Annotated in this window: 25 protein-coding genes; 11 read left to right on the top strand and 14 right to left on the bottom strand. The window is 73.8% G+C overall.

Annotated elements, in window-relative coordinates; all coding sequences use genetic code 11:
* Positions 1-38: 38 nt before the first annotated feature.
* A complete protein-coding gene (locus OHS82_RS36190; protein WP_328435320.1) occupies positions 39-1,313 on the bottom strand; it encodes a trans-sulfuration enzyme family protein in 1,275 nt (424 codons plus the stop codon).
* 60 nt (positions 1,314-1,373) lie between these two features.
* Here OHS82_RS36190 and OHS82_RS36185 point away from each other — a divergent pair, with 60 nt between their 5' ends.
* From OHS82_RS36185 to OHS82_RS36175, 3 genes are all read left to right on the top strand, one after another.
* Positions 1,374-1,865: an Lrp/AsnC family transcriptional regulator gene (locus OHS82_RS36185; RefSeq protein ID WP_057580694.1), complete on the top strand. Its 492-nt coding sequence runs from the start codon at positions 1,374-1,376 to the stop codon at positions 1,863-1,865.
* 33 nt (positions 1,866-1,898) lie between these two features.
* The gene (locus OHS82_RS36180) at positions 1,899-3,602 is read left to right on the top strand and encodes a DUF885 domain-containing protein (protein WP_328435318.1); all 1,704 of its coding nucleotides are present in this window, start codon (positions 1,899-1,901) and stop codon (positions 3,600-3,602) included.
* Between the two features lie 326 nt (positions 3,603-3,928).
* Positions 3,929-4,723: an ATP-grasp domain-containing protein gene (locus OHS82_RS36175; protein ID WP_328435316.1), complete on the top strand. Its 795-nt coding sequence runs from the start codon at positions 3,929-3,931 to the stop codon at positions 4,721-4,723.
* A gap of 177 nt (positions 4,724-4,900) precedes the next feature.
* Here the strand turns inward: OHS82_RS36175 and OHS82_RS36170 are convergent, their stop codons facing one another.
* Positions 4,901-5,464 carry a rhodanese-like domain-containing protein gene (locus tag OHS82_RS36170; RefSeq protein WP_443061839.1) on the bottom strand — a complete coding sequence of 188 codons (564 nt, stop codon included), beginning with the start codon at positions 5,462-5,464 and terminating at the stop codon, positions 4,901-4,903.
* Between the two features lie 46 nt (positions 5,465-5,510).
* Here OHS82_RS36170 and OHS82_RS36165 point away from each other — a divergent pair, with 46 nt between their 5' ends.
* Positions 5,511-5,957 (top strand): Lrp/AsnC family transcriptional regulator, encoded by a 447-nt coding sequence (locus OHS82_RS36165; protein WP_057580687.1) that lies wholly within the window; start codon positions 5,511-5,513, stop codon positions 5,955-5,957.
* On the opposite strand, the gene OHS82_RS36160 is transcribed toward OHS82_RS36165, so the two are convergent.
* The 5 genes from OHS82_RS36160 to OHS82_RS36140 form a co-directional block, all read right to left on the bottom strand.
* Positions 5,918-8,941 (bottom strand): SMC family ATPase, encoded by a 3,024-nt coding sequence (locus OHS82_RS36160; RefSeq protein WP_328435313.1) that lies wholly within the window; start codon positions 8,939-8,941, stop codon positions 5,918-5,920. The two genes, OHS82_RS36165 and OHS82_RS36160, sit on opposite strands and share 40 nt — an antisense overlap.
* Positions 8,938-10,101, bottom strand: coding sequence for an exonuclease SbcCD subunit D (locus OHS82_RS36155; protein ID WP_057580685.1), 1,164 nt, complete (start codon positions 10,099-10,101; stop codon positions 8,938-8,940). The genes OHS82_RS36160 and OHS82_RS36155 overlap by 4 nt, the downstream gene beginning before the upstream one ends.
* 119 nt (positions 10,102-10,220) lie before the next feature.
* Positions 10,221-10,847: a YigZ family protein gene (locus tag OHS82_RS36150; protein WP_057580683.1), complete on the bottom strand. Its 627-nt coding sequence runs from the start codon at positions 10,845-10,847 to the stop codon at positions 10,221-10,223.
* A 124-nt stretch (positions 10,848-10,971) separates the two neighbouring features.
* Complete coding sequence (locus tag OHS82_RS36145; protein WP_328435309.1) at positions 10,972-11,514, bottom strand: SixA phosphatase family protein; 543 nt, start codon at positions 11,512-11,514, stop codon at positions 10,972-10,974.
* Positions 11,511-12,287 carry a hypothetical protein gene (locus tag OHS82_RS36140; RefSeq protein WP_328435307.1) on the bottom strand — a complete coding sequence of 259 codons (777 nt, stop codon included), beginning with the start codon at positions 12,285-12,287 and terminating at the stop codon, positions 11,511-11,513. The genes OHS82_RS36145 and OHS82_RS36140 overlap by 4 nt, the downstream gene beginning before the upstream one ends.
* 118 nt (positions 12,288-12,405) lie before the next feature.
* Between OHS82_RS36140 and OHS82_RS36135 the strand changes: the two genes are divergently transcribed.
* The 4 genes from OHS82_RS36135 to OHS82_RS36120 all read left to right on the top strand — a co-directional run bounded on the left by OHS82_RS36135 (position 12,406) and on the right by OHS82_RS36120 (position 15,700).
* Positions 12,406-12,813 (top strand): CoA-binding protein, encoded by a 408-nt coding sequence (locus OHS82_RS36135; protein ID WP_328435305.1) that lies wholly within the window; start codon positions 12,406-12,408, stop codon positions 12,811-12,813.
* Positions 12,814-12,848: 35 nt separating this feature from the next.
* The gene (locus OHS82_RS36130) at positions 12,849-14,060 is read left to right on the top strand and encodes a 4-hydroxybenzoate 3-monooxygenase (protein WP_079041386.1); all 1,212 of its coding nucleotides are present in this window, start codon (positions 12,849-12,851) and stop codon (positions 14,058-14,060) included.
* Between the two features lie 193 nt (positions 14,061-14,253).
* On the top strand, positions 14,254-14,691 hold the full coding sequence (locus OHS82_RS36125; protein ID WP_057580673.1) for a DUF6069 family protein: 438 nt from the start codon (positions 14,254-14,256) through the stop codon (positions 14,689-14,691).
* A 271-nt stretch (positions 14,692-14,962) separates the two neighbouring features.
* Positions 14,963-15,700, top strand: coding sequence for a VC0807 family protein (locus OHS82_RS36120; RefSeq protein WP_328435302.1), 738 nt, complete (start codon positions 14,963-14,965; stop codon positions 15,698-15,700).
* Positions 15,701-16,231: 531 nt separating this feature from the next.
* On the opposite strand, the gene OHS82_RS36115 is transcribed toward OHS82_RS36120, so the two are convergent.
* Both OHS82_RS36115 and OHS82_RS36110 read right to left on the bottom strand, forming a co-directional pair.
* The gene (locus tag OHS82_RS36115; protein ID WP_328435300.1) at positions 16,232-17,749 is read right to left on the bottom strand and encodes an ArnT family glycosyltransferase; all 1,518 of its coding nucleotides are present in this window, start codon (positions 17,747-17,749) and stop codon (positions 16,232-16,234) included.
* A 323-nt stretch (positions 17,750-18,072) separates the two neighbouring features.
* Positions 18,073-18,432 (bottom strand): ArsR/SmtB family transcription factor, encoded by a 360-nt coding sequence (locus OHS82_RS36110; protein ID WP_057580670.1) that lies wholly within the window; start codon positions 18,430-18,432, stop codon positions 18,073-18,075.
* 65 nt (positions 18,433-18,497) lie between these two features.
* Between OHS82_RS36110 and OHS82_RS36105 the strand changes: the two genes are divergently transcribed.
* Positions 18,498-19,568, top strand: coding sequence for a cation diffusion facilitator family transporter (locus OHS82_RS36105; protein ID WP_328435297.1), 1,071 nt, complete (start codon positions 18,498-18,500; stop codon positions 19,566-19,568).
* On the opposite strand, the gene OHS82_RS36100 is transcribed toward OHS82_RS36105, so the two are convergent.
* A complete protein-coding gene (locus tag OHS82_RS36100) occupies positions 19,565-20,128 on the bottom strand; it encodes a YbaK/EbsC family protein (protein ID WP_328435295.1) in 564 nt (187 codons plus the stop codon). The two genes, OHS82_RS36105 and OHS82_RS36100, sit on opposite strands and share 4 nt — an antisense overlap.
* 43 nt (positions 20,129-20,171) lie before the next feature.
* The gene (locus OHS82_RS36095; RefSeq protein WP_328435294.1) at positions 20,172-20,747 is read right to left on the bottom strand and encodes a helix-turn-helix domain-containing protein; all 576 of its coding nucleotides are present in this window, start codon (positions 20,745-20,747) and stop codon (positions 20,172-20,174) included.
* Positions 20,748-20,852: 105 nt separating this feature from the next.
* On the opposite strand from OHS82_RS36095, the gene OHS82_RS36090 reads away from it, so the two are divergent.
* A complete protein-coding gene (locus tag OHS82_RS36090; RefSeq protein WP_328435293.1) occupies positions 20,853-21,710 on the top strand; it encodes a DMT family transporter in 858 nt (285 codons plus the stop codon).
* A 33-nt stretch (positions 21,711-21,743) separates the two neighbouring features.
* On the opposite strand, the gene OHS82_RS36085 is transcribed toward OHS82_RS36090, so the two are convergent.
* Positions 21,744-22,508 (bottom strand): acyltransferase, encoded by a 765-nt coding sequence (locus OHS82_RS36085; RefSeq protein WP_057580662.1) that lies wholly within the window; start codon positions 22,506-22,508, stop codon positions 21,744-21,746.
* 109 nt (positions 22,509-22,617) lie between these two features.
* On the opposite strand from OHS82_RS36085, the gene OHS82_RS36080 reads away from it, so the two are divergent.
* Positions 22,618-23,145, top strand: a complete 528-nt coding sequence (locus tag OHS82_RS36080) for a gamma carbonic anhydrase family protein (protein WP_057580661.1) — start codon at positions 22,618-22,620, stop codon at positions 23,143-23,145.
* A 48-nt stretch (positions 23,146-23,193) separates the two neighbouring features.
* Here the strand turns inward: OHS82_RS36080 and OHS82_RS36075 are convergent, their stop codons facing one another.
* Together OHS82_RS36075 and OHS82_RS36070 are read right to left on the bottom strand one after the other, a co-directional pair.
* On the bottom strand, positions 23,194-23,850 hold the full coding sequence (locus OHS82_RS36075) for a DedA family protein (RefSeq protein ID WP_057580658.1): 657 nt from the start codon (positions 23,848-23,850) through the stop codon (positions 23,194-23,196).
* 344 nt (positions 23,851-24,194) lie between these two features.
* Positions 24,195-26,201, bottom strand: a complete 2,007-nt coding sequence (locus OHS82_RS36070) for an RICIN domain-containing protein (protein ID WP_328435292.1) — start codon at positions 26,199-26,201, stop codon at positions 24,195-24,197.
* Between the last annotated feature and the right edge of the window lie 156 nt (positions 26,202-26,357).

The raw sequence follows: 26,357 nt of genomic DNA, 5'->3' as shown, positions 1-26,357 counted from the left end.
CCGCCGGGCCGCTCGCACACCCTCACACCCTCACACCGTCACACCGCGGCCCTGCCCCGCAGGGATCGGGGAGCCGGCTCCCCCAGCCGTTCGCCCCGGCCCTCCGCTTGCCCCTCAGGACCCGGACCGGCCCCGTCGAGCGCCCGGTCCAGGTCGCCCCACAGGTCCTCGACGTCCTCAAGACCGACCGACAGCCGCAGCAGCCGGTCACTCACGCCCGCGCCCCGGCGTTCCGCCGCGTCCACGATCCGGTGGCTGATCGACGCCGGGTGCTGGATGAGCGTGTCCACGCTGCCGAGGCTCACCGCCGGGGTGATCAGACGGACCCCGGCGATCACCGCGTGCGGGTCGCCGTCGACCTCGAAGGCGACCATCGCGCCGCCGATCCGCGGATAGCGCACGCGGGCGACGCGAGGGTCCGCGGCCAGCCGGCGGGCCAGCTCGGCGGCGGTCCCGGAGGCGGCCCGCACCCGCACCGGCAGCGTCGCCAGACCGCGCAGCAGCAGATAGCCGGCCAGCGGATGCAGCACGCCGCCGGTGGCGAAACGTATCTGCCGCAGCTGACCCGCGAACTCCTCGTCGCAGGCGACGACGCCGCCGAGCACGTCCCCGTGGCCGCCGAGGTACTTGGTGGCACTGTGCAGGACCAGTCGCGCGCCCTGCTCCACCGGCCGCTGGAGCACCGGCGTGGCGAAGGTGTTGTCGGCGAGCAGCGGCACCGAGCCGCAGGCGTGGGCGACCGCCCGCAGATCGACCTCGGCGAGCGTCGGGTTGGCGGGCGACTCGACCATGACCAGCCCGGTGTCGGGGCGCAGCGCGTCCGCGATCCCCGCGGGGTCGGTCCAGGTGACCTCCGAGCCGAGCAGCCCCGCCGTCAGCAGATGGTCGCTGCACCCGTAGAGCGGGCGCACGGCCACGACGTGCCGCAGTCCGGCCGAGGCGCGCGCGAGCAGCACCGCGGTCAGCGCCGCCATCCCGCTGGCGAAGGCCACCGCGCTCTCGGCGCCTTCGAGCCGTGCCAGCGCCGTCTCGAACCGGGCCACCGTCGGGTTGCCCAGCCGTCCGTAGACGGGCGGGCCGTCCGGCTCCGCCCCGGTCGCGGCGAACGCGTCGATGCGGGCGGCCTCGGCGCGGCTGTCGTAGGAGGGGTAGGTGGTGGACAGGTCGATCGGCGGGGCGTGCAGGCCCTGCCCGGCCAGGTCGTCCCGTCCGGCGTGCACGGCCTCGGTGGCCAGTGCCCGGGCGCGTGCGCGGGGCGCTCCGTCCGTGCGTACTCCGTCGTACGCGTGCGTGCTCGCAGCGGTTGAGTCCATGGACGGCAGAGTGAACATCGGACGGGTGATCGGATCCGGACTCCGTGCTACGTTCGGCCGATGGCCGAATCCGTCGTACTGGACCCGGTCGATCTCCAGCTGCTGCGGCTGCTGCAGAACGACGCCCGGACCACCTACCGCGACCTCGCCACGCAGGTCGGCGTCGCGCCGTCGACGTGTCTGGACCGGGTGACGCGGCTGCGCCGCTCGGGCGTGATCCTCGGGCATCAGCTGCGGCTCGATCCGGCCAAGTTGGGGCGTGGCCTGCAGGCGCTGCTGTCGGTGCAGGTCCGCCCGCATCGGCGGGAGCTGGTCGGACCGTTCGTGGAACGGATCCGGGCGATGCCGGAGGCGTTGACCGTCTTCCACCTCACCGGGCCCGACGACTATCTCGTCCATGTGGCCGTCGCGGACATGGCGGATCTGCAGCGCCTCGTGCTCGACGAGTTCACGTCGCGGCGCGAGGTGGCCCGTGTCGAGACGCGGCTGATCTTCCAGCAGTGGGAGTGCGGACCGCTGCTGCCGCCGACGGGTTCGGGACAGATGCCGTGACGCGCGCCGCCCCGTCGTACGAGGATGGAGCGCATGTCACACACCACCAACCCGCTTCCCCGCGAGATCGCCGACGCCTATGTCGACGACCTCATCGCCCTCGACCCGGTGACCGGCACCTACCTCGGCGTGCAGGAGAGTTCGAGCCGGCTGCCCGACTTCTCGCCCGCGGGCCAGGAGGCGCTCGCGCGGCTGTCGCGCGAGACCCTGGCGAAGCTCGACGAGGCGGAGCGCAGGCCCGGCGCGGACAGTGACATCGAGCGCCGGTGCGCACGCCTGCTGCGTGAGCGGCTGACCGCACAGCTCGCCGTGCACGACGCCGACGAGGCGCTCCGTACCGTCGGCAACATGGCCACGCCCGCACACCATGTGCGCGAGGTGTTCACCGTCACGCCCAGCCGCACAGACGAGGACTGGACGGCGATCGCCGAGCGGCTGCGCGCCGTGCCGACGGCACTCGCGGGCTACCGCGAGTCGCTCACGCTGGGCCTGGAACGCAAGCTCTACGCCGCTCCGCGGCCGACCGCCACCTTCGTCGAGCAGCTCACACAGTGGTCGGACGCGGACGGCGAGGGCCCCGGCTGGTTCGAGGAGTTCGTGTCCGCCGGCGCCGAGTCGCGGCCCGACGCCCTGCGCGCCGAGCTGGACGAGGCGGCGCGCGCGGCCACCGCGGCGGTCGTGCAGCTGCGCGACTGGGTCCGCGACGTGTACGCGCCGACGATCGAGGGCGTGCCGAACACCGTCGGCCGGGAGCGCTACGCCCGCTGGTCGCGCTACTACAACGGCACCGACCTGGATCTCGACGAGGCCTACGCGTACGGCTGGGCGGAGTACCACCGGCTGCTCGCCGAGATGAAGAAGGAGGCCGAGAAGATCCTTCCGGGCGCTGGGACGCCCTGGGTCGCGCTGGCCCACCTCGACGAGCACGGCCGGCACATCGAAGGCGTGGACGAGGTCCGCGACTGGCTCCAGGGCCTGATGGACCAGGCGATCGAAGCCCTGGACGGCACCCACTTCGAACTCGCCGAGCGGGTGCGGAAGGTGGAGTCGCGGATCGCCCCGGCGGGGAGCGCCGCCGCCCCCTACTACACGCCTCCCTCCGAGGACTTCTCACGGCCGGGCCGCACCTGGCTGCCCACCATGGGACAGACCCGCTTCCCGGCCTACGACCTCGTCTCCACCTGGTACCACGAGGGCGTTCCCGGCCACCACCTCCAGCTCGCGCAGTGGGCCCACGTCGCCGGGGACCTCTCCCGCTACCAGGCGTCCGTCGGGATCGTCAGCGCCAACGCCGAGGGCTGGGCGCTGTACGCGGAGCGGCTGATGGACGAGCTGGGCTTCCTCACGGACGCGGAGCAGCGGCTCGGCTACCTGGACGCGCAGATGATGCGGGCGGTGCGGGTCATCGTCGACATCGGCATGCACCTGGAGCTGTCGATCCCGGCCGACTCGCCCTTCCACCCGGGCGAGCGCTGGACGCCGGAGCTGGCGCAGGAGTTCTTCGGCGCGCACAGCAGCCGCCCCGCGGACTTCGTCGAGAGCGAGCTCACCCGCTATCTGACGATCCCCGGCCAGGCCATCGGCTACAAGCTGGGCGAGCGGGCCTGGCTGCTCGGGCGGGAGAAGGCCCGCGAGCGCCGCGGCGACACCTTCGACCTCAAGTCCTGGCACATGGCGGCCCTTTCGCAGGGCTCGCTGGGCCTCGACGACCTGGTCGACGAGCTGGCGCAACTCTGACGCTCCGCGTCACGGCCCGCTCCGACCCCGGACACGGCCGACTCCCGGCCCCCGACCCGAACCAGGGCCGGGGGCCGGGTGGCCGGGGGCCCGGGGGGCGCCGTACCAGGGCCCGGACGAGGACCGGGGATCGTGGACCGTGGACCGGCGCGAGGGGCCGCATGAGGCCCCGGTGCAGGCATCAGCGCCCTGTGGCCCGGGTCAGGGACTCGGGCCGGGGACAGGGGGCGGGTTGCCGGGGCCGAGGTCAGGGGTGGGGTCGCCATGGGGCCGGGGGCGGGCGAAATTCGGTGTCCTCAGGGGCGCCGGTGGGCCACCCTCGTCGCATGACCGGCACTCGCACCCTGTTCCTCTCCCCTCGCGTCACCGCCACCGGCCACGCCCTCGCGGACGCGGCACGGCGGCGCGGGATGCACGTCGAGACGTTGCGGGAGTGGCGGGTGCCCGCACCGTGCCGTCGGGCCGCGGGCGCCTCCCTGTACGCCGGACCGCTGTTCGCGGACGCGGTGGCGCGGGAGCTGGGTGTCGGGCTGCTCGAGGCGCCGGCGGACTGGCTGGCCCGGCTGCCTCGTGAACTCACCTCGCGGGATGTCGGGTTCGCCACGATCGCGGAGGCGCGGCGGCTGCGGCGTCCGGCGTTCGTGAAGCCGCCGAACGACAAGAGCTTCCCGGCCCGGGTCTACCCGGACGGCAGCGGGCTGCCGGGCGCGGATGCCGTCGACGGCACGGAGCCCGTGCTGATCAGCGACATCGTCACGTTCACCGTCGAGTACCGGCTGTTCCTGCGGGACGGCGAGGTGCGCACCGGCAGCCGGTACGCGACCCGGGGCGACCTCGATGTGGCGCCGCTGGCGCGGGACCCGCGCCGCGGCGAGGTGCTGGAGTTCGCCGGACGCCTCGCCGGGACGGGGCTGCCGAGCGCGGTCGTGGTCGACGTCGGCCTGGTCGACGGCTGTGGATGGGCCGTGGTGGAGGCCAATGCCGCCTGGGCCAGCGGGCATTACGCATGCGACGCGGACGCCGCACTCGGCGTCGTGCTGCACGCGGCCCGGCCCGAGGGCGAGTTCGCGGCGGCGGACCGTCGCTTCCTGCGCCCGTCGCCGGAGATCGTCCGGGACTGAAGGCGCGGGACCGAACGGGCGGGACCGAACGAGCGGCCCAGGACGGACGGCCGCGGATAAGCGGCTTGAACGGGCGGCCGCGGATGGGCGGCCCAGGACGGGCGCTTCCGAACCGGCCCTGCCTCGCGGGCGGTTCACGCTGTCACGGAAGGAGGGGGCCATCGCATCCGCGTGCGGTCAGCAGCCGCAGTTCGGCGCGTCGACCGGCGCGGTGAGCGGGTCGGCGGCGCGCTGCCCGCCGCCCTCCCAGGTCTCGTACGCGAAGCCCTCCCGCACCCAGTACTCGAATCCGCCGAGCATCTCCTTCACGCGGTAGCCGAGTTCGGCGAGCGCGAGGGCGGCCCGGGTGGCCCCGTTGCAGCCGGGACCCCAGCAGTACGTCACCACCGGCACGTCCCGGTCGAGGAGCCGCTCGGCCTGTTCCGCGATGAGCCCGGTGGGCAGGTGGACGGCGCCCGGGATGTGACCCTGGTCCCAGGACGCGGTGGAGCGGGAGTCCAGCACGACGAAGCCGGGTTCGTCGGCGGCGAGGGCGGCGGCCACGTCGGAGACGTCGGCGTGAAAGGCGAGGCTCGCCCGGAAGTGGGCGGCGGCCTCGGCCGGTGCGGCGGGGGCGACGCGCAGTACCGGGTCGAGGGGGGTCGTGGCAGTCACTGTTGGGGCCTTTCCGCAGGGTGCCGACGGGTTCGCTACGACCGAAAACCTACGGCGGCGATCACCCGGACTGAAGGGGCGTTCCACGGCGTCCGCCTTGCTTCGCCGGGGATTTCCCTGCAGTCTTCCGCTCATGACCGCGTATTCCCCGGACGCCACCGACTGGCGCATCCTCGAGGTCCTCCAGCGGGACGGCCGGGCCAGTTTCGCCGACCTGGCACGTGCGGTGGCGATGTCGGCGAGCGCCGTCACCGAGCGCGTGCGCAGGCTGGAGGAGGCGGGCGTCATCCAGGGCTACGCCGCCGTGGTGGACCCGGAGCGGCTGGGCCTGGGCATCCTGGCGTTCGTGCGGCTGCGCTACCCCAACGGCAACTACCGGCCGTTCCACGATCTGGTGTCCGTCACGCCCGAGATCCTCGAAGCGCACCACGTGACGGGCGACGACTGCTTCGTGATCAAGGTCGCCGCCCGTTCGATGCGTCATCTGGAGGAGGTGTCGGGGAAGATCGGCGCGCTCGGGTCGGTCACGACGAGCGTCGTCTACTCCTCACCGCTCCCCCGGCGCCCGCTCGGCAGATGACCCCGCTGCCGCACCACCGAACCCGACCTGCCCTTCACCACCTCCAGCTGGGCGTGGACACGTCGTCGCAGGTCGGCGACGTGGCTGACGATGCCGACGCTCCGATCGCGTTCGCGCAGTGAGTCGAGGACGTCGAGGACCTCGTCGAGCGTCTGGTCGTCGAGGCTGCCGAACCCCTCGTCGATGAAGAGGGTGTCGAGCCGGACGCCGCCCGCCTCGTCGGTGACGACGTCGGCGAGGCCGAGCGCCAGGGCGAGCGAGGCGAAGAAGGTCTCGCCGCCGGACAGCGTGGACGTGTCGCGTTCGCGCCCGGTCCAGGCGTCGACCACGTGCAGCCCGAGCCCGCTGCGACCGCGGCCCGCCCGGTCGTCGGAGTGCACGAGGGTGTAGCGGCCGGACGACATCCGCTGCAGCCGTACGGTCGCGGCGGCCGCCACCTGTTCGAGGCGGGCCGCCAGCACGTACGCCTCCAGCCGCATCTTGCGTTCGTTGTCGGCCGAGGTGCCCGCGGTGAGGCCGGCCAGGCGGGCCACCCGGTCGTACTCCTCCCGCACCGGTGCGAGCCGGCGCACGCCGGTGACCGCGCGCGCGGAGAGCTGGTCGAGCTCGGCGCAGCGGCGGGCCGCGGCGTCCTGCGCGGAGGAGGCGGCGCGGAGGCGTTCCGCTGCGGCCTGCGCAGCGGCCTGCGCGGCCGCGGGGTCGGCGGGCGGCTGCCCGGCCGCGGCGACGGTGTCGGGCTCGGCGAGCACGGCCCGGACGGCGGCCTCCTCGACCTGCCGGACGTCCAGCACGCGTTGCAGTTCCCGGTGTTCGGCCGCGTCGAGCAGGGCGTCGGCTGCGGCCCGCGGGGTGTCGAAGCCGGCCCGGAAGGCGGCCTCCTCGAGGCGGCCGTCGGCCGCCTTGACGCGGGCGGCGCTCTCCTCCACGGCTCGCGCGGCCTCGGCCGCCTCGGTGAACCGGGCCGTGTGCCGCTCCAGCTGGGCGGCCCGCGCGGCGACGCTCTCCGCCGCGCCCCGGGCCAGCGTCAGCTCCGCCTCCAGGGTGACGCGCTCCCGCTCCAGACGGTCCCGGTGGCCCACCCGGGACGCGGCTCGCACCGCGGCCTCGCGCTGGGCCGCCGTGCGGCGTTCGTGTTCCTGCTCGGCCTGCCGCAGTTCCTCGCGCGCGGGGTGCAGCGCCGAGGCCTCCCGGCGGGCCAGGGCGTAGGCCTGCTCCACCTCCTGCGCCTCGGCGAGGAGCCGGTCCGTGGGCGCGTCGCCGGCCTCGGCGGTCGCGCCGGCGAGCGCCTCGCGCACCTGGCCGAGACGGCGTTCGTCCGCGGCGTGGTCCTCCTCGGCGACCCGGCACGCGGCGAGCGCCTGCTCCTCCGCCTCGCGGTCGACGTGACCGGCGACCTTGCGGGCGGGAGCGGGGTGTTCGGTGGCGCCGCACACGGCGCACGGAGCGCCCTCGGCGAGGGTGGCGGCCAGCTCGGCGGCGATGCCGTCGAGGCGCTGCTCCTTGAGGGCGAGCCAGTGCGCGCGGGCGGCCTGCGCCTGCTCCCCGGAGGCGAGGGACGTGCGCCGGCCGGCCTCCAGGTCACGGGTCAGCTCGTCGCGCCGGCGGGCCGCTTCGAGGCGGCGGCGCGCGGGCTCCCGCCGGCCGTCGAGCTGTTCGGCGCGGGTGGCGGCCTCCTGGGCGGATTCGACGGCGGCCCGCAGTCCGTCGCGGACGGCGTCCCACCCGGCGAGCCAGGTCTCGGTCTCCGCCAGGACCTCGTCGTCGTCCCGCTCCCGCCGGTCCAGTTCGGTCCGCTCGGCGACGAGGTCGGCCAGTCGGCGTTCGCCCCGGCGGGCGGACTCCAGCCCGCCCAGCTCCTCGGCGGCCCGGCGGGCGGCGGCAGCCAGTCCCGCGGCGCCGAGCTCCGCGAACCCCTCGGGGAGCAGGGCACGCGTGCGTACGGCACGGGCGGACGCGTCGCCGTGCTCGGCGTCGGCGGACTCCCGCAGCTCCAGTGCCGGCGCGACCGTCTCCGCCTTGCGCGCCCGTTCCATCCGCGCCTGCGCCTCCCGGTGGGCGCCGGCCCGTTCCTCGAGGGCGGCGGCGCGCTCGCGCGCGTCGGCGAACCGCTGCTGCAGCCGGGCCCGTTCGCGCACCTCCGCCAGGGTGCGTTCGGCGGCGGCCTGGGCGGACTCGGCGGCGAGCCGGCCGCAGTGGGCGACGGTCAGCCGCTCGCGTGCGGTGCTGCGGGCGACGGCGGCGGCGGCCAGCACCGCCTCGGCGAGACCGGGTTCGCCCGGGGCCGCCTCGGGCAGCTCCATGGCGTCACCCGCCACCTGCTGCATCCGGTGGGCGTCGGCGAGCAACGCGGAGTCGCCCTCGCGCACGCGTGCCTCGGTGACGCGGCGGCGCTCGGCGAGCCGTTTCTCGACCTCGGCGAAGCGCCGGGTGTCGAAGAGGCGGCCCAGCAGCCGCCCCCGCGCCTCGGCGTCGGCGCGCAGGAACCGCGCGAAGTCGCCCTGGGGCAACAGCACGACCTGGCAGAACTGCTCGCGGCTCATGCCGAGCAGCTGGGTGATCTCCTCGCCGATCTCCTGGTGGGAGCGGCTGAGATCCTTCCAGGCGCCGGCGGCCGCGTCGTGCTCGCGCAGCCCGCTCTGCGCCTTCTCCACCGTCGTGCCGACGCCGCGCTTCTTGGGCCGCTCCCAGGGCGGCTGCCGGGTGATCTCCAGCCGGCGTCCGGCGACGGTGAGTTCGAGGGTGACCTCGGTGCGGGTGCCGGCGGCCGCGTGGTCGCTGCGCAGGGTCAGACCCTGGCCGCTCTGGCGGGCGCCGGGCACAGAGCCGTACAGTGCGTAGCAGACGGCGTCCAGGATCGAGGTCTTGCCGGCGCCGGTCGGCCCGTGCAGCAGGAAGAGCCCGGCGGCGGACAGCTCGTCGAAGTCGACGCTCTGGGTGCCGCCGAAGGGGCCGAAGGCGGTCAGGACGAGCCGGTGCAGCCTCATCGGGCCACCTCCCGTGCCGTGTCGTCCGCGCGCACCGCGTCGAAGGCGTCCCGCAGCACGCCCTGTTCGCGGGCGTCGGGCCCCGCGCCGCGCACATGCGCCACGAAGTCCTCGGCGATCTCCTGGTCGCTGCGGTCGGCCAGTCGCCGCGCGTACGACACGTCCGGGTCGTCGGGGGCGCGCTCGGGGGCGAAGACGAGGCTCAGGGCATGCGGGAAGCGGTCGGTGAGCCGGGCCATGGGGTCGGCCGGGCGGACGGCGTCGGTGAGCGTCGCCTCGACCCAGGCGTCCTCGTGGCGGGCGAGCGCGGGGTCGGCCAGCAGGTCCTCCAGGGGGCCGTGGAGGCGGGCCAGCGGGCGCGGGACCGGACAGTCGATCCTTTCGGCCGCGATCTCGCCCTCGGGGCCGAGGTCGACGAGCCACATGGTCTTGCGGTGCTCGGCCTCGGAGAAGGAGTACGGCAGCGGGGAGCCCGAGTAGCGCACGCGCTCGGTGAGGGTCTGGCTGCCGTGCAGATGGCCGAGGGCGGTGTAGTCGACGCCGTCGAAGACGCCGGCGGGCACCGACGCGACCCCGCCGACGGTGATGTCGCGCTCGCTGTCGCTGGGCTCGCCGCCGGTGACGAAGGCGTGGGCGAGGACGACGGAGCGGGTGCCTCGGGCGCGTGCGGCGAGGTCGGCACGGACCCGCTCCATGGCGGCGGCGAGCACGGCCTCGTGGCTCGCCTTCTCCACGCCGAACTCCTCTTTCACCAGGGCGGGTTCGAGGTAGGGCAGGCCGTAGAAGGCGACGTCCCCGTGGGCGTCCTGGAGGACGACCGGGGTGGCGGCCGCCGTCGGGTCCGTGCGCAGGTGGATGCCGGCGCGGCCGATGAGTCCGGCGCCGACGCCGAGCCGGCGGGCCGAGTCGTGGTTGCCGGAGATCATCACCGTGGGCACGCCGGCGTCGGCGAGCCGGTGCAGTGCGTCGTCGAACAGCTCGACCGCGGCGAGCGGGGGCACCGCACGGTCGTACACGTCCCCCGACACGACCACCGCGTCGACCGCGCGTTCGCGCACGGTGGCGACCAGGTGACCGATGAACTCGGACTGGGCGCCGAGCATGTTCACCCGGTGGAACGCCCGGCCGAGGTGCCAGTCGGAAGTGTGCAGGAGCCTCATGATCCCCGAGACTAACGGCCGGGTCCGACAGCACGGGCGGTTACTCCCGTATCGCACCGTCACGACAGGTGACGAATAGGCATGTTGCGGACATCGCGCCCGTGCGTGTGTCCGACTCGTCACGCGTCCCCGTACGACTCCCCGCCCAGCTCGAACCCGGCCGTGCCCGCCGTGGCGTCGGCCAGCCAGGCCCGGAAGGCGTCCACCTCGGCCTCCGGAAGACCGATCTCGATGGTGACGGCCTCGCCGTAGGTGACCTCGCGCACGTCGCGTCCGGTCGAGTGGAGGTCGTTGTGGACCTTGCCGGCCCGCTGGTGGTCGACGGTCACCGTGGCCAGGCGGAACCGGCGACGGGTGCGCACGGGAAGGACGTCCAGCGCCTCGCCGACCGCGCCGCCGTACGCCCGGATGAGACCGCCCGCGCCGAGCTTGACGCCGCCGTAGTAGCGGGTCACGACGGCGGCGACATACCGCATCTCGCGCCGCAGCAGCATCTGGAGCATCGGCACGCCCGCGGTGCCGCCGGGCTCGCCGTCGTCGCTCGCCTTCTGCACGCCGGCGTCGGCGCCGATGACGTACGCCCAGCAGTTGTGGGTGGCGTCGGCGTGCTCCTTGCGCACGGACGCGATGAAGTCCTGGGCCTCCTGCTCGGTTGCCGCGGGGGCCAGGGCGCACAGGAAGCGGGAGCGGTTGACCTCGGTCTCGTGCACGCCCGCGCGGGCGACGGTGCGGTACTCCTCCTGCATCCGGCCAGCCTATGCGGTGCGCTCCCGGTCGCCGTCGGCGCGGGCACGGCGCGGGCGCCGATGTGCCCGGCGGCCTGCTGCACCGCCGTGATCACGCCCGACCGCAGGGGGCCGGGCGGGGCGGCTACGGCGTGCGGTCGCCTCTGGGCACGGTCGCCGACGCCAGCAGGGCCGCGCCGGGGACCAGGGACCGCCAGTCGGTTCCGCGCCAGGTCAGGACGGCCAGGGCCGAGGTGGGGAACTTCAGCCGCACCGCGTCCAGGGCGGCGGGCTCCCCGCCCCCGGCCACGTCGAGCACCAGTTCCTCCAGGCCGGGGTTGTGCCCGACCAGCAGCAGCGTTCCGATCCCGGCGGGCGTCTCGCGCACGATGTCCAGCAGCTCGGGCACGTCGGCCCCGTACAGCCGGGGGTCGAGGCGGACCGGCGAGGGTGCGTCCCACTGCGCGGACGCCAGCTCCCAGGTCCCGCGGGCGCGCACGGCGGTGGAGCACAGCGCGAGGTCGGGGACGCAGCCGGCCTCGGCGATCGCCCGGCCCGCCGCCGGGGCGTCCCTCCGGCCGCGCGGGGCGAGCGGCCGCTCATGGTCGGGGACCCCGGCCGGCCAGGCCGACTTGGCGTGCCGCAGTACGACCAGACGACGCGGTGCGAGGCCGTCCGGCCCGCTCATTCCGGGGCTCCCACGTCGCGGGTGAGTTCCAGGCCGAGGAGACGGTCCGCGTAGGCGTAGGTCTCGAAGCGGGCGCCGTCCGGCAGCTCCGGCCCGGCGTCCTGCGTCCAGCGCAGCACTCGCAATACCTCGGGCACGTTCAGATCGTCCTCCCACGCGGCGCGCAGCCGCCGGCGCACCTCGTCGGGGACCGGCCGTGAGGGCTGTCGCGCCCATTCGGCGACGGCTCGCCGCCAGCGCGCGAGGGCGTCGCGGGCCTCCTCCAGTGCGGCCGCGTCGAGCCGGAGGGGTTCGCTGCGCTCCACCGCGAGCAGGGCGAGGCGCAGGACGGCGGGGTCGAGGTCCGGTGCCGCGCCGCCCGCGGCCGGTTCGCCGCGGGCTCCGGCCGTCCCCCGCCAGTCGGGCACGGCCCCCTCCGCCGGAGCGACGGCGACCCGTACGCCGTCCGTGGCCGGGCCCTGCGCCCCGACCACGTGCAACACCTGCGCCGCGCCCGTTCCCGCGGTGGCGTCGTGGCCGTCCTCGAAGGGGTGCATGCCCAGGGCTGCGGCGCCGGCGCGCAGTTCCGCGCGGTCGCTCGTCCGGTCGCTCAGCAGGGCCCACGCGGGCGTGCCGCCCATCTCCAGGGCGCGGACGAGCAGGTCCGCGACGAGCAGGACGCGCAGCGACGCCGCGCCGTACCCGCAGGCATGCGCCTCGACCCGGGTCGGGCCCCGCCGGACGGAGGCGGCGGCGACGGGCTCGCCGGTTCGGGCGTCGATGATGCTCAGCACAGGGCGAGCCTAGGCGGGCGGAGCGCGATGCGCAGGCAGGAGCCGGAATCAAGGTGCGCCGTGCGGTGTTGCAGCGGGGGCCAGGCTGTGGACGACCCTGACCCAGAGGAGGCCGACGGTGTACGGCGACGAGGCGACGATCCGCAAGATCCTGACCGGGCTCGGTGACACCTGGGCCGTGGTCGGCCTGTCGACGAACCGCAGCCGCGCGGCCTACGGGGTCGCCGAGGTGCTGCAACGCTTCGGCAAGCGGGTGGTGCCCGTCCATCCGAAGGCGGAGACCGTGCACGGGGAGCAGGGGTACGCGTCCCTCGCGGACATCCCCTTCGACGTGGACGTCGTCGACGTCTTCGTCAACAGCGAGCTCGCGGGGGCCGTCGCCGACGAGGCGGTGGCCGAGGGCGCGAGGGCGGTGTGGTTCCAGCTCGGCGTCGTCGACGAGGCGGCCTACGAGCGCACGCGGGCGGCCGGGCTGGACATGGTCATGGACCGCTGCCCGGCCATCGAGATCCCCCGTCTCGGCTGACTCCGCGCGGGCCCGCCCCGGCACATAATGTGCGGGTGACCACCAACTCCCCTCTCTCGCAACGGACGCGGGTAGTCGTCGTCGGCGCGGGCCCCGCGGGGCTGACCGTCGGGAACATCCTTCGTGCCGCGGGTGTCGACTGCGTCGTCCTCGAGTCGGAGAGCCGTGCGTCCATCGAGGCGCGGCCGCGGGCCGGGGTGATCGAGGAATGGGCGGTGCGGGCGCTGGAGCGACGGGGGCTCGCCGACAACCTGTTGGCGCGGGCCCAGCGCCACACCGTGTGCGAGTTCCGCTTCGCCGGTGAGCGGTACCGCTTCCCCTACGGCGATCTGACCGGGCGTCACCACTGGGTCTACCCGCAGCCGTTGCTGGTGGCGGACCTCGTCCGCCACTACGTCGACATCCGGGGCGGGGACGCCCGCTTCTCCGTGCGGGACGTCGAGCTGCACGACCTGGAGTCCGCCCGGCCGTCGGTGTCGTACACCTGCCCGCACACGGCTGCGCGGCAGGTGCTGACGTGCGACTTCGTCGTCGGCGCGGACGGGGCGCGGGGGATCAGCCGGGCCGCGCTGCCGGTGGGGCACGCACGGGTGGCCCGGCACGACTACGGCGTCGGCTGGCTGGCGTTGCTCGCCGAGGCGCCGCCGTCCTCGGACTGCGTGCTGTTCGGCATCCACCCGAACGGCTTCGCCGGGCACATGGCCCGCAGCCCCGAGGTGACCCGCTACTACCTCCAGTGCCACCCTGGCGACGACCCGGACGACTGGTCCGACGAGCGAATCTGGTCCGAGCTGCGCCTGCGGCTCGCGGGCGGCGCGGACGCCGTACCGCTCACCGAGGGGCCGCTGATCGAGAAACGCGTGTTGGACATGCACGACTACGTGGTCGAGCCGATGGCGTACGGGCGGCTGTTCCTGGCCGGTGACGCGGCCCACCTGGTCGCGCCGATCGCCGCGAAGGGCATGAACCTGGCGCTGCACGACGCGTTCCTGCTCGGTGACGCGCTGGTCGCCCACCTCGACGGCGGCGACGGCAGCGGCCTGGACGGCTACTCACAGGCGTGTCTGCGGCGGGTGTGGGACTACCAGGAGTTCTCGCAGTGGCTGTCCGAGGTCTACCACGGCACCGCGGCCGGCGACCCGTTCCGCGCGGGCACGGCCCTCGCCCGGCTGCGCCGCCTGCTCACCTCGCCCACCGCGGCCGCCGCCTTCGCCGAACAGTATCTGGGGACGGCGGAGCACTGCTGACGGCGGGCTGTCTGTTCGGCTCACGGCGGCGCGGGCCCTGGGAAGTCTGGTTGTTCACCTTGATCTTGGCGTCCGGGCGCCGTAGCCGCTGGCACCGGGCGAAGCGGCCCCCTAGTCTTCCGGCGGCCGGTCTGAGCTGCTCGCCTCCCGGTGCCGCCTGCCGGACGTCGTACTGAGAGGAGAGTGGCACTCCATGGTGACCGCGAATCCGTCCCGCGAGGGCGAGTCCGGAGCCTCGGGAATCCGACGAGCGCGGATCCTGGCGGTTGTGGCCGGCGCCGTGGCGGCCCTGGTCGTCTGGTTGGTGGGTGCGCAGCTGGCGGGCGTCCACCTGGACGTCCACAGCGGTTCGGACCGCCACGAACAGTCCGTCGGCGCCGCGGCGGTCCTGACTGCGTCGGTGGCGGCGGGCCTCGCCGCGTGGGGTTCGCTCGCCGCCCTGGAGCGGTGGGCGCCGGCGAGGGCGCATCGCACCTGGACGGTCCTCGCCCTCACGGTCCTGGTCCTGTCCTTGGCCGGCCCGTTCGGCCTCGGTGTCACGGCGGGCGCCAAGGCGGTGCTCGTGTGCCTGCATCTGGTCCCGGGCTCGGTCCTCGTCATCGCACTGCGGCGGACCGCTGCAAGAGCGTAGGGACCCGGGATCCCGGGAGGCGCCCTGCGTTCCGTGCCGGCCCCCGGCCCCCGCCCCGTCGTGATCACCGGCAGGGGAAAGGCCAACCCGGCGATCGCCCTGGGGGAAGTGTCCAGGGCGATCCAGCGCGTCCTGCACCACCCGCTGCTCGACGGGGATTTCGACCCGGGCCGGTGCGGGCAGGAACTCCCCGAGGTGTCGAACCGCTGCGCGCAACCATGTGATCACCCGCGCCGGCCCCCGGGCCGCCCCACGCCAGGAGCCCTGCGCCGTGACTCCCCCCACACCGTCCGAACAGCCGACGACCGCCCCTGCCGACGGCGAGAGCGCCACTCCCCAGGCCGAAGCGTCCTCGGCCGGCAGGGGTCTCGCGGTGACCATCGCCTTCGACGTGGTCATCCCCACCTCCCTCTACTACGTCCTGCGCGGCGCCGGGCTGAGCGAGATCCCCTCACTGCTGCTGAGCGGCGCCGCCCCCGCCGTGCACACGCTTCACTCCGCCGTACGGCACCGAAAGCTCGACGCCATAGGCGTGTTCGTCATCGCTCTCCTGATCGGGGGCACGGCCGCCTCGCTCATCACCGCGAATCCGCGCGTCGTCCTGGCCCGCAGTGGTCTGGTCACCGCGTGCGCCGGGATCTGGCTGCTCGTCACCCTCGCGACGGCCCAGCCCTTCACGTTCCGCGCGCTCAAGTCGCTGCTGCCGGGCCGGACTGCGCTCCTGGACCGGCTGTGGGAGACGGACCCTGGGTTCCGGCGCGTCTGGCACGGCATGACCTGGCTCTGGGGTCTGGGGCTGATGGCGGACGCGCTGGTGCGCGTCTTCATGGCGTTCGCGTTGCCCGTCGACGCGGTTCCGGCACTGGACGGTGTGCTGTACGCGGCGACCTGGCTGGTGCTCCAGGTCATCACCCAGATCACGCTGTTCCGCACCGGGACTCTGGCCAAGATGTTCCCCCACGGTGGCCGGGCCGCGCCCCCGGGCGTTGCCGGACCCGAGAACAGCTAGCAACTCCCCGTCTCGTGCCTGGGCGACCCGTAGCGCAAAGTTGCGGCCCACCATGAGCTGCTACGACGTGGGCAGAACGCATCGGGCGCCTTCGGTGCCGGCCTCCGCGAAGAGATCCGGCTGTCCGCGAGGGCTGCTGTCGCCTCCTCGACCACCCGGTCGACATCGAGTCCATGGGAGAACTCATCGCCATGGCCGGCGACCCCGACGCCCGGGTCAGGATCGCCGCATTCCACGCCCTGGCGGGCGACCGGTGCAAGGGAGACAGCTGTGCGCCGGGCCCAGACCAGGTGCGCGAACCCCCGTTACGCCACCTGGCTTCAGACCCGGACGCGCACGTCCGGGCAAGGGCTGCCGAGCTCGCCGGCACATTCACCCACTCGGATGCACGCGCCGCTGCCGCCTTGACGGCGTCCCACGCCAAGGACCCGAGCACTGCCGTGCGGGAGAAGGCGGGCTGGTTCACACCTGGCGGGCCCGTCTACGAACGGACCGCCCCGCCCCGCCCGCCCCCTGATGACGGGACACCCCTCAGGGGTGTTTACCCGGGGCGATGACCACGGCCTGGCGGTAGAGTTCCGGCCAAAGTTGTGACCAGGGCTTCTTCGGGTCGCCGCACAGCCAGATGGGCATGCCTTGGTTGAGGTTGTTCACCCCGAGGCGGTTGTCCACCCTGCCCTTTTTGGATACCGAACCGAAGAACTTGTCGAGGTACTCACGGTCGGCCCCGACGAAGATGACGTGGCGGCTCGTGTCGGCAGGTCGTCCGAAGTACCAGTAGGAGCGGTGGCCGCTGTACACGGGAGGCAGTCCTCGGGACGGCCCGTAGCGATCGAGCGCGGCTGCCTGCTCGTAGCGGTCGGTCAGGATTACCGTGGCCCCGCGGTCCGCGGAGGGCATCGCCTGATACACCTCGGCCACGGAATCTGCCATTTCCGGCCAGCCCACCGTCGCCATCGATGCCTTGTCCGGCGAATTCGCCAATTCACTCTTGGGGTAGACCGGCAACATCACGAAAATCGTGGCAAGGGACAAGAGCAGGAGCGGAGTGACGATCCACCAGCGCCTCTTCAGGAATTTTGGTCTGTCCTGGAGATCGACCACAGCTGCGGCCCAGGGGAGCATGAGATAAGAGCCGGCGTAGTAACCCCGGCCGCCGGTGACCGCGTACACAACGACAATGATGACGAAGGACCAGCCGAGGAATCGGTACGTGCGGAGACGTGATGATCCGAGCAGCCGAACCAGTCCGTGAGGCAGCAGCAGCAGCCCGAGGAAACCCCCGCAGGAAAACAGGGTGGACAGCATGTGGACTCCACCCTGTCCCGCTCGGGCGACTTCGTCGGCGACCGCCTTGGAGACGGCGATCTGCGGCCAGCCGTGCTGGGCCTGCCAGATCAGTGAGGGGGTCGTGACGGCGACGACCAGCAGCGTACCGATCCAGAGTTTCGGCCGGCGCAGGAGCTCACGCGGCCCGAAGACCAGCGCGGCCGCGAACAGCGCGCCCCAGAAGGTGACCGCGAGGTACTTGACCTGCAGTTCGATGGCCACCACCGCACCCAGGACCAGCAGGAGACGGTCGTCGCGCAGCCTGATCCACCGCACCAGCAGCCAGCAGGAGACGCCTGCGAGGAAGGTGTCGACAGGGGTGGTGATGAGGGCATGTCCGGACTGGAGGGTGATCGGCGCCAGGGCGCAGGTGGTCGCGGTCAGGATCTGGGCGCCGCGTCGGCCGCCCAGCTCACGCGATGTGAGCGCCGCGACCACTACGCTGCCCGCGGCCATGAGGGCTGGTGGCGTCCGCAGCGCGACCAGTGATCCGCCGAAGAGGACGTCCATGACATGAGTCAGCACGGGCACGAGCGGGGGTTGATCGGGGTAACCCCAATCCAGATGGCGGCCCGCAACGAGAAAATACAGTTCGTCGTTGGAAAATCCGAAACGGTTGCTGATCGATATCAGTAGAAGCGCTACGGCACCAGCGATGATCAGGACCGGCCTGCGGGCCAGGGGAGGAACGTGAGGCGAGGCTTGCCAATCCGTCGGCACCGAGTTGCCATATCTCTGACGCCTGGAAATTAATGTCATTCTGGAGCTCCTGGAACCGGGGGGAGGAGATGAGGCGGACCCTCGCTCGACCGCACCGAGGATCCGCCTCCAGGTACCGCCGACAGCGCCTCCGGCCGCCGGCCGAGGTCGGCCGGAGCGGAGATCGTGTCGTCGCGCACACGGCCAAGATCGTGCAGGGCGGCGAAAAACGTTGGATCAACGCGGGATATACGCCGTACGCCGGGGCTTGCGGCCACTCTCAAACACACCGAATCGACCAGGAGCACTCAGATCGATGAGAACGAATGCAAAAGCCGCGGTCCTTATTCGTGCAGCGGCTTGTCGCCGAGTCTGTGGTCGGCGACGTTCAGCGCCTCGTCCAGCAGGCGGGGCAGATGGCCGTCGGAGAGAGAGTAGATCACCCGGCGGCCCTCCTTGCGGGTGTGCACGAGCCCGGCCAGCCGCAGCCTTGCCAGGTGCTGGCTGACCGCGGGCCGGGCCGCCCCACAGACCTCCGTCAGGGTCGTCACGTCGGCCTCCGACGAGGTCAGGGCGTGCAGCAGGGCGAGCCGGGTGCGGTCGCCGAGCAGGGCGAGCAGCTCGGCGGCGAGCGCGAACTGCTCCTCGCCCGGGGTGCGCGGGTGCGCATGATGCGCAGGTGACAGGTGCATGCGTGCGCTCATACGCACATAATGGCGGTGCGGGCACATCCGCGTCCACCCGCCGCGGGCGAACGGAAGGGACCGACGTGAGCGAGCACCACGGGCACGAGCACCACCACGGCCACGCGCACGAGCATCCGCACCACCACGCTCCCGCAGCCCCGGGCCTGCGCCACCGCCTGGGCCACCTCCTCACCCCCCACTCGCACGAGAGCGCGGACAAGCTGGACTCCGCGCTGGAGTCCTCGGCCCGGGGCATGCGCGCGCTGTGGGCCTCACTGGCGGTGCTGGGCGTGACGGCCGTCGCCCAGGCGGTCGTCGTGGCGCTGTCCGGGTCGGTGGCGCTGCTCGGCGACACCGTGCACAACGCCGCGGACGCCCTGACCGCGGTACCGCTCGGGATCGCCTTCGTGCTGGGCCGTCGGGCGGCCACCCGCCGCTTCACCTACGGCTACGGGCGGGCGGAGGACCTGGCGGGCATCGCCATCGTGCTGACCATCGCCGCGTCGGCGGCCTTCGCCGGGTGGACCGCCGTCGAGCGGTTGCTCGATCCCCGGCCGGTCGAGCACGTCGGGGCGGTCGCGGTGGCCGCGCTGGCCGGCTTCGCGGGCAACGAGTGGGTGGCCCGGTACCGCATCCGCGTCGGCCGCGCGATCGGCTCGGCGGCGCTCGTCGCCGACGGGCTGCACGCGCGCACCGACGGCTTCACCTCGCTCGCGGTGCTGCTGGGTGCGGCCGGTTCGGCTCTCGGCTGGCAACTGGCCGACCCGCTCGTGGGGTTGGCGATCACCGCGGCGATCGCGCTGGTGCTGCGGGACGCGGCGCGGGAGGTGTTCCGGCGGGTGCTGGACGCGGTCGACCCGGCGCTGGTCGACCGGGCCGAGCGTGCCCTGCGGGAGGTCGAAGGGGTGCGCGGGGTGGGCGAGTTGCGGCTGCGCTGGATCGGGCACCGGCTGCGCGCGGAGGTCGCGGTCGTGGTGGACGGCGAGGTGACGGTACGCCGGGCGCACGCGATCGCCGTGGACGCCGAACACGCCCTGCTGCACGCCGTACCGCGGCTGACGGCCGCGCTCGTGCACGCCGATCCCGCGGCGGCGCCGGGCGAGGAGGATCCGCATCGCGCCCTCGCCCACCACGCCGCCGCGAGCAGGCCTTAGGCCACGGGCAGTCCCAGCCCCTCGAGAACCACCGCGCCCGGCAGTTCGGCCAAGGCCTTGCCCGGCACCAGGAGCTTCCCGCGCCGACGTCCGCTGCCCACCAGCACATAGGGCAGGTCGACGACCGCGGCGTCCACCAGCACCGGCCAGGAGGAGGGGAGGCCGATCGGTGTGATCCCGCCGTACTCCATGCCGGTCTCGCCCACCGCCAGGTCCATCGGGGCGAACGAGGCCTTGCGCGCCCCGAGTCGGCGGCGCACGACACCGTTGACGTCGACCCGCGTGGCGGACAGGACCACGCACGCGGCGAGCGTCGTCCCGCCGCCCCGTTTGCCGGCCACCACGACGCAGTTCGCGGACTGTTCCAGCAGCTCGCGGCCATAGTGCTCCCCGAAGACGGCGGTGTCCGCCCACGCGGGATCGGTGTCGACGTGCACGATCCGGCCGGCGGGCACGCTGCCGCTCCAGTGACGGACGGCGTCGGCGACCGGGCCGGCCAGCTCGTCGAGGCGGTCGGGGGCCGGGGCGGCGGTGTCGAAGTGTCCGATGGGTGCGCGCATGGCCGCACGCTAACAGCCCGTTCCGGGCCGTTCGGCCGCCGGCTCAGTGCGCGGGCGCGGGCACCGACACGGTCAGCACCATCTCCGTCGGCGTCTCGCCGCGGTTGGCGTAGGAGTGCGCGGCGTTGGCCTCGAACGTGACGCTCGCCCCCGCCTCGACGCGGTACTCGGCGCCGTCGACGGTCAACGTCAGCTCGCCGGCCGTGACGTGGGCGATCTCGACCGTGCCGGCCGGGTGCGGGTCGGAGCCGCTGCTCTCGCCGGGCATGAGTCGCCAGTCCCACATCTCCAGCGGACCCGGCGCCTCCGCGCCCGCGAGGAGGCGGCTGTAGCTGCCCGCGTCGGTGTGCCACAGCCGCACCGCCTGGTCGGCCGGGACGATGCGGACCTTCGGGCCCCGTTCGTAGTCCAGCAGCGTGGTGACGCTGATCCCGAGGGCGTCGCCGATCTTGACGACCGTGCCGATGCTGGGGTTGGTGCGGGCCTGTTCGATCTGGATCAGCATGCCGCGGCTGACGCCGGCGCGGGCCGCGAGCGCGTCGAGGGTGAATCCGCGCTCGGTGCGCCATCGCTTGACGTTGCGCGCCAGGGACTGGGTCAGCAGGTCGAGGTCCGACACATTCCATCCAGAAGACGAGGGCAATATGTTGAATGACAGGGTGCACTCCACTGCACTACGGTGTGGTGTACCCGATCGTCCACCGAACTGTACTGCGAGGGACCCGTGACAGCACTCTTCGCCCTCGCCACCAGCCTGCTGTGGGGGCTGGCCGACTTCGGCGGCGGCCTGCTGACCCGGCGCACCCCGGCGCTGACGGTGGTCGTCGTCTCGCAGGCGATCGCGGCGGCGGTCCTCGGCGCGATCGTGGTCGTCACCGGCGGCTGGAGCGAGGCCGGTCCCCTGTTGTGGTTCGCGGCCGCCGCCGGGACGGTGGGCCCGGTGGCGCTGCTCTGCTTCTACAAGGCGCTGGCGCTCGGCCCCATGGGGATGGTCTCCCCGCTCGGCACGGTGGGCGTGGCCGTCCCCGTCGGCGTGGGCCTGTTCCTCGGCGAGCGGCCCGGACTGCTGCAGATCGCGGGGATCGCGGTCGCCGTCCTCGGGGTCGTCCTCGCGGGCGGACCGCAGCTGCGGGGCGCGCCCGTGCAACGGCGGGCCATCCTGCTCACGCTCGTCGCGGCCTTCGGCTTCGGCACGGTGTTCGCCCTGATCGCGGAGGCGTCGACCACGGTGACGGGCCTGTTCCTCGCCCTCTTCGTCCAGCGCGCGGTCAGCGTGGCCGTCGGCGGTCTCGCACTGTACGTCTCCGCGCGGCGAGGCGCCGCCGCCCTCCCGGACGGCGGTTTCCCGTGGCGCTCGCTGCCGGCCCTGGCCTTCGTCGGCCTCGCCGACGTCGCGGCGAACGGCACCTACGTCGTCGCCGCCCAGCACGGGCCGGTCACCGTGGCCGCCGTGCTCGCCTCCCTCTACCCCGTCGTCACGGCCCTCGCCGCGCGCGGCCTGCTGCGCGAACGGCTCCGCGGGCTCCAGGCGGCCGGCGCGGGACTGGCCCTGGTGGGCACGCTGCTGCTGGCGACCGGCTGAGCCGCCCGCCCCGGCCGGCCCCCGCACTCCGGTTCAGCTCTCGGGCTCCAGCTGGGCCAGGCGTTCCACCGTCTCCTCGTCCAGCTCCGACAGCGCGACCAGCTGGTCCGGGGTCACGTCGTCCGGTATCGGCACCGGGGGCGGGGTGCGCAGCGGCGGCTGCCAGCCGTCGGCGGGCGTCCAGCGCCGTACGACCCGGGCGGGCGCACCCGCGACCACCGAGTGGTCGGGAACCGGGCCGCGCACCACCGCCCCGGCCGCCACCACGACGTTGCGGCCGATCCGCGCACCCGGCAGGATCACCGCGCCCGTGCCGATCCAGCAGCCGGGGCCGATCTCCACGGGCTCCATCCGCGGCCACTGCTTGCCGATCGGCTCGTGCGGGTCGTCGTAGGAGTGGTTCGTGGACGTGACGTACACGTACGGGCCGAAGTAGCAGTCGCTGCCGATGGTGACGGTGGTGTCGGCGATGACGTGACTGCCCCGGCCGAGGACCACGCCGTCGCCGAGACGCAGGATCGGATCGGGTCCGAGATCGAGGTCGGGCATCAGACCGGCGGTCAGGGTGACCTGCTCGCCGACGATGCAGTGCGCCCCCAGGTGAATCCACGGCTCACCGAACACCGTGCCGAGCGGGAAGGCGAGCCGGGTGCCCGCGCCCATCGAGCCGAAGCGGAAGCGTCCGGGGCGCTCGGCGGTGACGGAGCCCGTGCGCTGCACCCAGGCCCAGCCCGCGTGGACGGCACGCTGCACGAGGCGGCGCCGCCATGATGAGAACGTGTTCTTGCGCTTCGGCACCCGCTCACCGTACTCAGCGGGCGCCGGGGCCACGGAACCGCAGCCCTGTGATCTTCGCCCCACCGGGTGGCGTACGGTGCGCGGAGACGACGGACGCGAGGAGACGGTGATGACGCACAGGGCGCTGATCGTGGGCATCGGCGGCAGGGAACCCCAGGTCGACCCGGAGGCGTTCGTGGCGCCGACGGCCTCGGTGATCGGCGACGTGACGCTGGAGGCGGGCGCGAGCGTCTGGTACGGGGCGGTGGTGCGCGGCGACGTCGAGCGGATCACCGTGCGCCGGGACGCGAACGTCCAGGACAATGTGACGCTGCACGCCGACCCCGGATTTCCCGTGACCATCGGCGAGCGGGTCTCGGTAGGCCACAACGCCGTCGTGCACGGGGCGACCGTCGGGGACGACTGCCTCGTCGGGATGGGCGCCACGGTGCTCAACGGGGCCGTGATCGGGGCGGGTTCGCTGATCGCCGCGCAGGCGCTGGTGCCGCAGGGAATGCAGGTCCCGCCGGGTTCGCTGGTGGCGGGCGTGCCGGCCAAGGTGAAGCGGGAGTTGACGGAAGAGGAGCGTCAAGGGGTCACGCTGAACGGCACGTTGTACGCGGACCTGGCCAAGGCGCACGACGCGATCCACGAGTAGTCCGCGGGCCCGGCGCCCCGCGCCCCGGGGCTCGTGCGAGAGGGGCCGTCACTCCCCGGCGGTCACCGGCTCCGGCTCGGACGCGGACTCGGGCCGCGCCGCCTGCATCTTCCTGGCCTTGCGCTTGAGCACCAGCATCGAGGTCAGGCCGATCAGCACCGCGAGCACCAGCCCCAGCCAGGAGAACCGCTTCAGCCAGGACTCCGCGACGACGCCCACGTAGTAGATGACCGCGGTCGTGCCGCCCGCCCACGCGATGCCGCCGAGGACGTTGGCGACGAGGAACTTCCAGTACGGCATGTGCAGGACGCCGGCGAGCGGTCCGGCGAAGATGCGCAGCAGGGCGACGAAGCGGCCGAAGAAGACCGCCCACATGCCCCACTTCTCGAAGGACCGCTCGGCGGTTGCGATGTGCCCCTCGCTGAAGTGCCGGGGGAACTTGTCGCCGAGCCAGGCCAGCAGCGGACGTCCGCCCTTGCGGCCGATCGCGTAGCCGATGGAGTCGCCGATGACGGCCCCGGCGGTGGCGCACGCGCCGAGCACGACGGGGTTGATGCCGCCGTGCTGGGAGGACAGCAGCGCGGCCGAGACCAGGATGATCTCGCCGGGCAGCGGGATGCCGAGACTCTCGAGGCCGATGACCAGGCCCACCATCGCGTAGACGGCGATCGCGGGCACCGAGTCGAGCCATTCCTGCACGTGCACCGCGAGTTCCTCCCGTTCGACGTCCCTGGGCTTGCGCGTCCCCGGGAAGCCTACCGGGTCGGCCGGGTCCGGAGCCGTCCGGTGCTGCGCCGCGGCGCCTCCCCCGTATCCGGGACGCGGAAGGCGGTCGACAGGCCTGCCCGGGCGGACGAGGACGGCGGTCGAGGACGGTCACCCGCGGCCGTGCGGGCGACCGGCCCGACTCCGCCGCGACCGGCCCGACTCCCCCGCGATCGACGCTGCGGAGTCCGGCGCTGCGGATCGGTCTGCTCCCCGCTCGCCGCTCCCCGCAGCCCGGCCCGCGGCCGGCTCCCGTCCCTCTCGGTCCTCGCGTCCGCCTCCGCTCAGTGGCCCACGGCCCTCGCCACGACGGAGACGGCGACGGCGGCGCCCGGCACCCGCTTCGCGCCGTGCGGGACGGGAAGAGCCTTGAGCGGCACGGCGTGGGCCGGCCGGCCGCTGGGGCCGTCCGGGGCACCCGGGGCACCCGGGGCACCCGGGGTGCCAGGGATGCCAGGGATGCCAGGGATGCCCGGGGCGTCCGAACCGTTCGCGGCATCCGAGGCGCCTGGGTCGCCCGGGTCGCCGGTCGAGTCGCAGCAGTCCACCTGGACGATCTTCGTATGGAACTGCGGGGCCGACGGGGTCGGTTCGGCTGGTGTCGGAGCTCCGTCGGGGGCGACGGGTGCGGCGTCGCGCGGGGCGGGCGCGGCCGGCGGCGCCACGGTCTTCGGGTCGGGCGGCTCCGCCGAGCCGCGGGCCTGCGGGCCGGGCTGCCCCGCCGTCGGGGCGGCCGTGTCGAACAGCCAGCGCTGTCCCGCGGAACCGTCCCGTGGGGCGACGGCCAGGGTCCGGCCCGAGCCGTCGGCGTCGCGGGCGACCACGAGAGCGTCGTTCCTGCGCAGCAGGAGCTCGCCGCGGACGGTCAGGTCGAAGAACGTCTCGCCGGAGTGCACCAGACAGCCGGCCAGGGCGGTCGTGCGGCGGTGCGGGTCGGCGGTCAGGCAGAGCGTCGGGTCGGCCGAGCTGCGCAGCAGACCGTCCTCCTCGTACGACCACCGCTGGGTCGCGGCCGGTGAGCACGACGTGAGGACGATCGCCGCTCCGGGCGCCGCCCGGCCGCCCTGGACGTCGAGGCAGAGTTCGGTGTCCGGGCTGCGCAGCCTGCCGCGGGCGATCTCGGTGGACCGGGAGGCGGACGCGGCCGACGGAAAGGCGGAGGACGAGCGGCTGCCCGAACCCTTCGATCCGCCCTGCGCGACGGTCCCCGGGGCGCTGATGCCACCGGCCGGTGCGCCCCAGGTGGCCCCGGGGGCGGGCACGCCGGTGTCGTCCGTCCAGCCCTTGGCCACGAACACGGTCGCGACCAGCACGAGAGCGGTGAGCCCGGCGCCCACGAGCGCGGCCGTGGGCCGCCTGCCCGGCAGGGCCAGCAGGCCGGCCGAGGTGGTGCGGTGGCGACCGGCGCCGGCGTGGGGACGCACGGGGGCGGGCCGGGGAGCGGCGCCGGCGGCGGCCGCACGGGCGGGGCGCGACTCGAGGTAGCGCAGCGCGCCCCAGCCGAGCACGGTCTCGGCGAGCAGGACGTCCAGTCCGCCGTCGAAGTGGCTGAGCTGCTCGGCGGCGTGCCGGCAGAAACGGCAGTGCGCGAGATGCCGGCGGACATCCGGCAGCAGGGTTCCGCCGCGGCGCAGGGGAACGTCGAGGAGACGGTTGTGGAAGCGGCATTCGCTGGTCGGCGCGAGTTCCCGGTGGGCGCGTACGCAGGCCGCCCGGAATTGTTCCCGCGCCTGTTCCAGGACGGCCGCCGCGGTCACGGCATCCATGCCCGACAGACCAGCCGGTACGGTTATGGGATCCGACTCCACCTCCGTGTGCCACAACAGGCATTGGGAGGCTGACGGGAGCAACTGGAAAGCGCGTTCGGCGAGTTGCCGCCTTTCCGCGGTCACCGGTCGCGCGGCCCGCAGTCCACGGCCGCCGACGGTCTTCCGCAGCTCCGGCAGAACGGCCGAAACCCCCTCGGCGCCGGCCCATTCCCTGACCGTCTCCCGGACGGCGACGAGGAGCTGCGGACGCAGGGCGCCTCCGGTGCTCCCGCCCGCGAGGCGGCCGAGGACCTCGTGGAACGCGGCGGCCGCCACCAGGCGCGCCGTGTCCTCGGTGCCGGCCAGACAGACGGTCGCGTAGTCGTGGGCCGCCCGCCAGTGACGGGCGAACAGCAGGGCGATCGCGCGGTGCCGTCCCTCGTCGCCGCCGGCCAGTCGGGCGACGAGCTGGGGGTCGGAATCCCCGGGGGTCCAGCCGGGTCGGGGCGGGTGGGGCGGGCGTGGGGGGTTGGGGGATTGCACGGAACCAATTCCTTCCAAGCCGACGAACGGCACGGAATAGGACGTCGCCGGAAAGCAGGTGCCTGATTGGTGCGTACCTTTGGCCTGACCAGGCACGTTGGCCGGATCCGACCCTTCCGTAAGGGGAGGCTCACCTTCGCACACGCGCCTCACAGG

The sequence above is a fragment of the Streptomyces sp. NBC_00425 genome (assembly GCF_036030735.1).
Taxonomy (GTDB): Bacteria; Actinomycetota; Actinomycetes; order Streptomycetales; family Streptomycetaceae; genus Streptomyces.
Note: the sequence above shows the minus strand (reverse complement) of the source record. Positions and strands in the feature narration are given on the sequence as shown.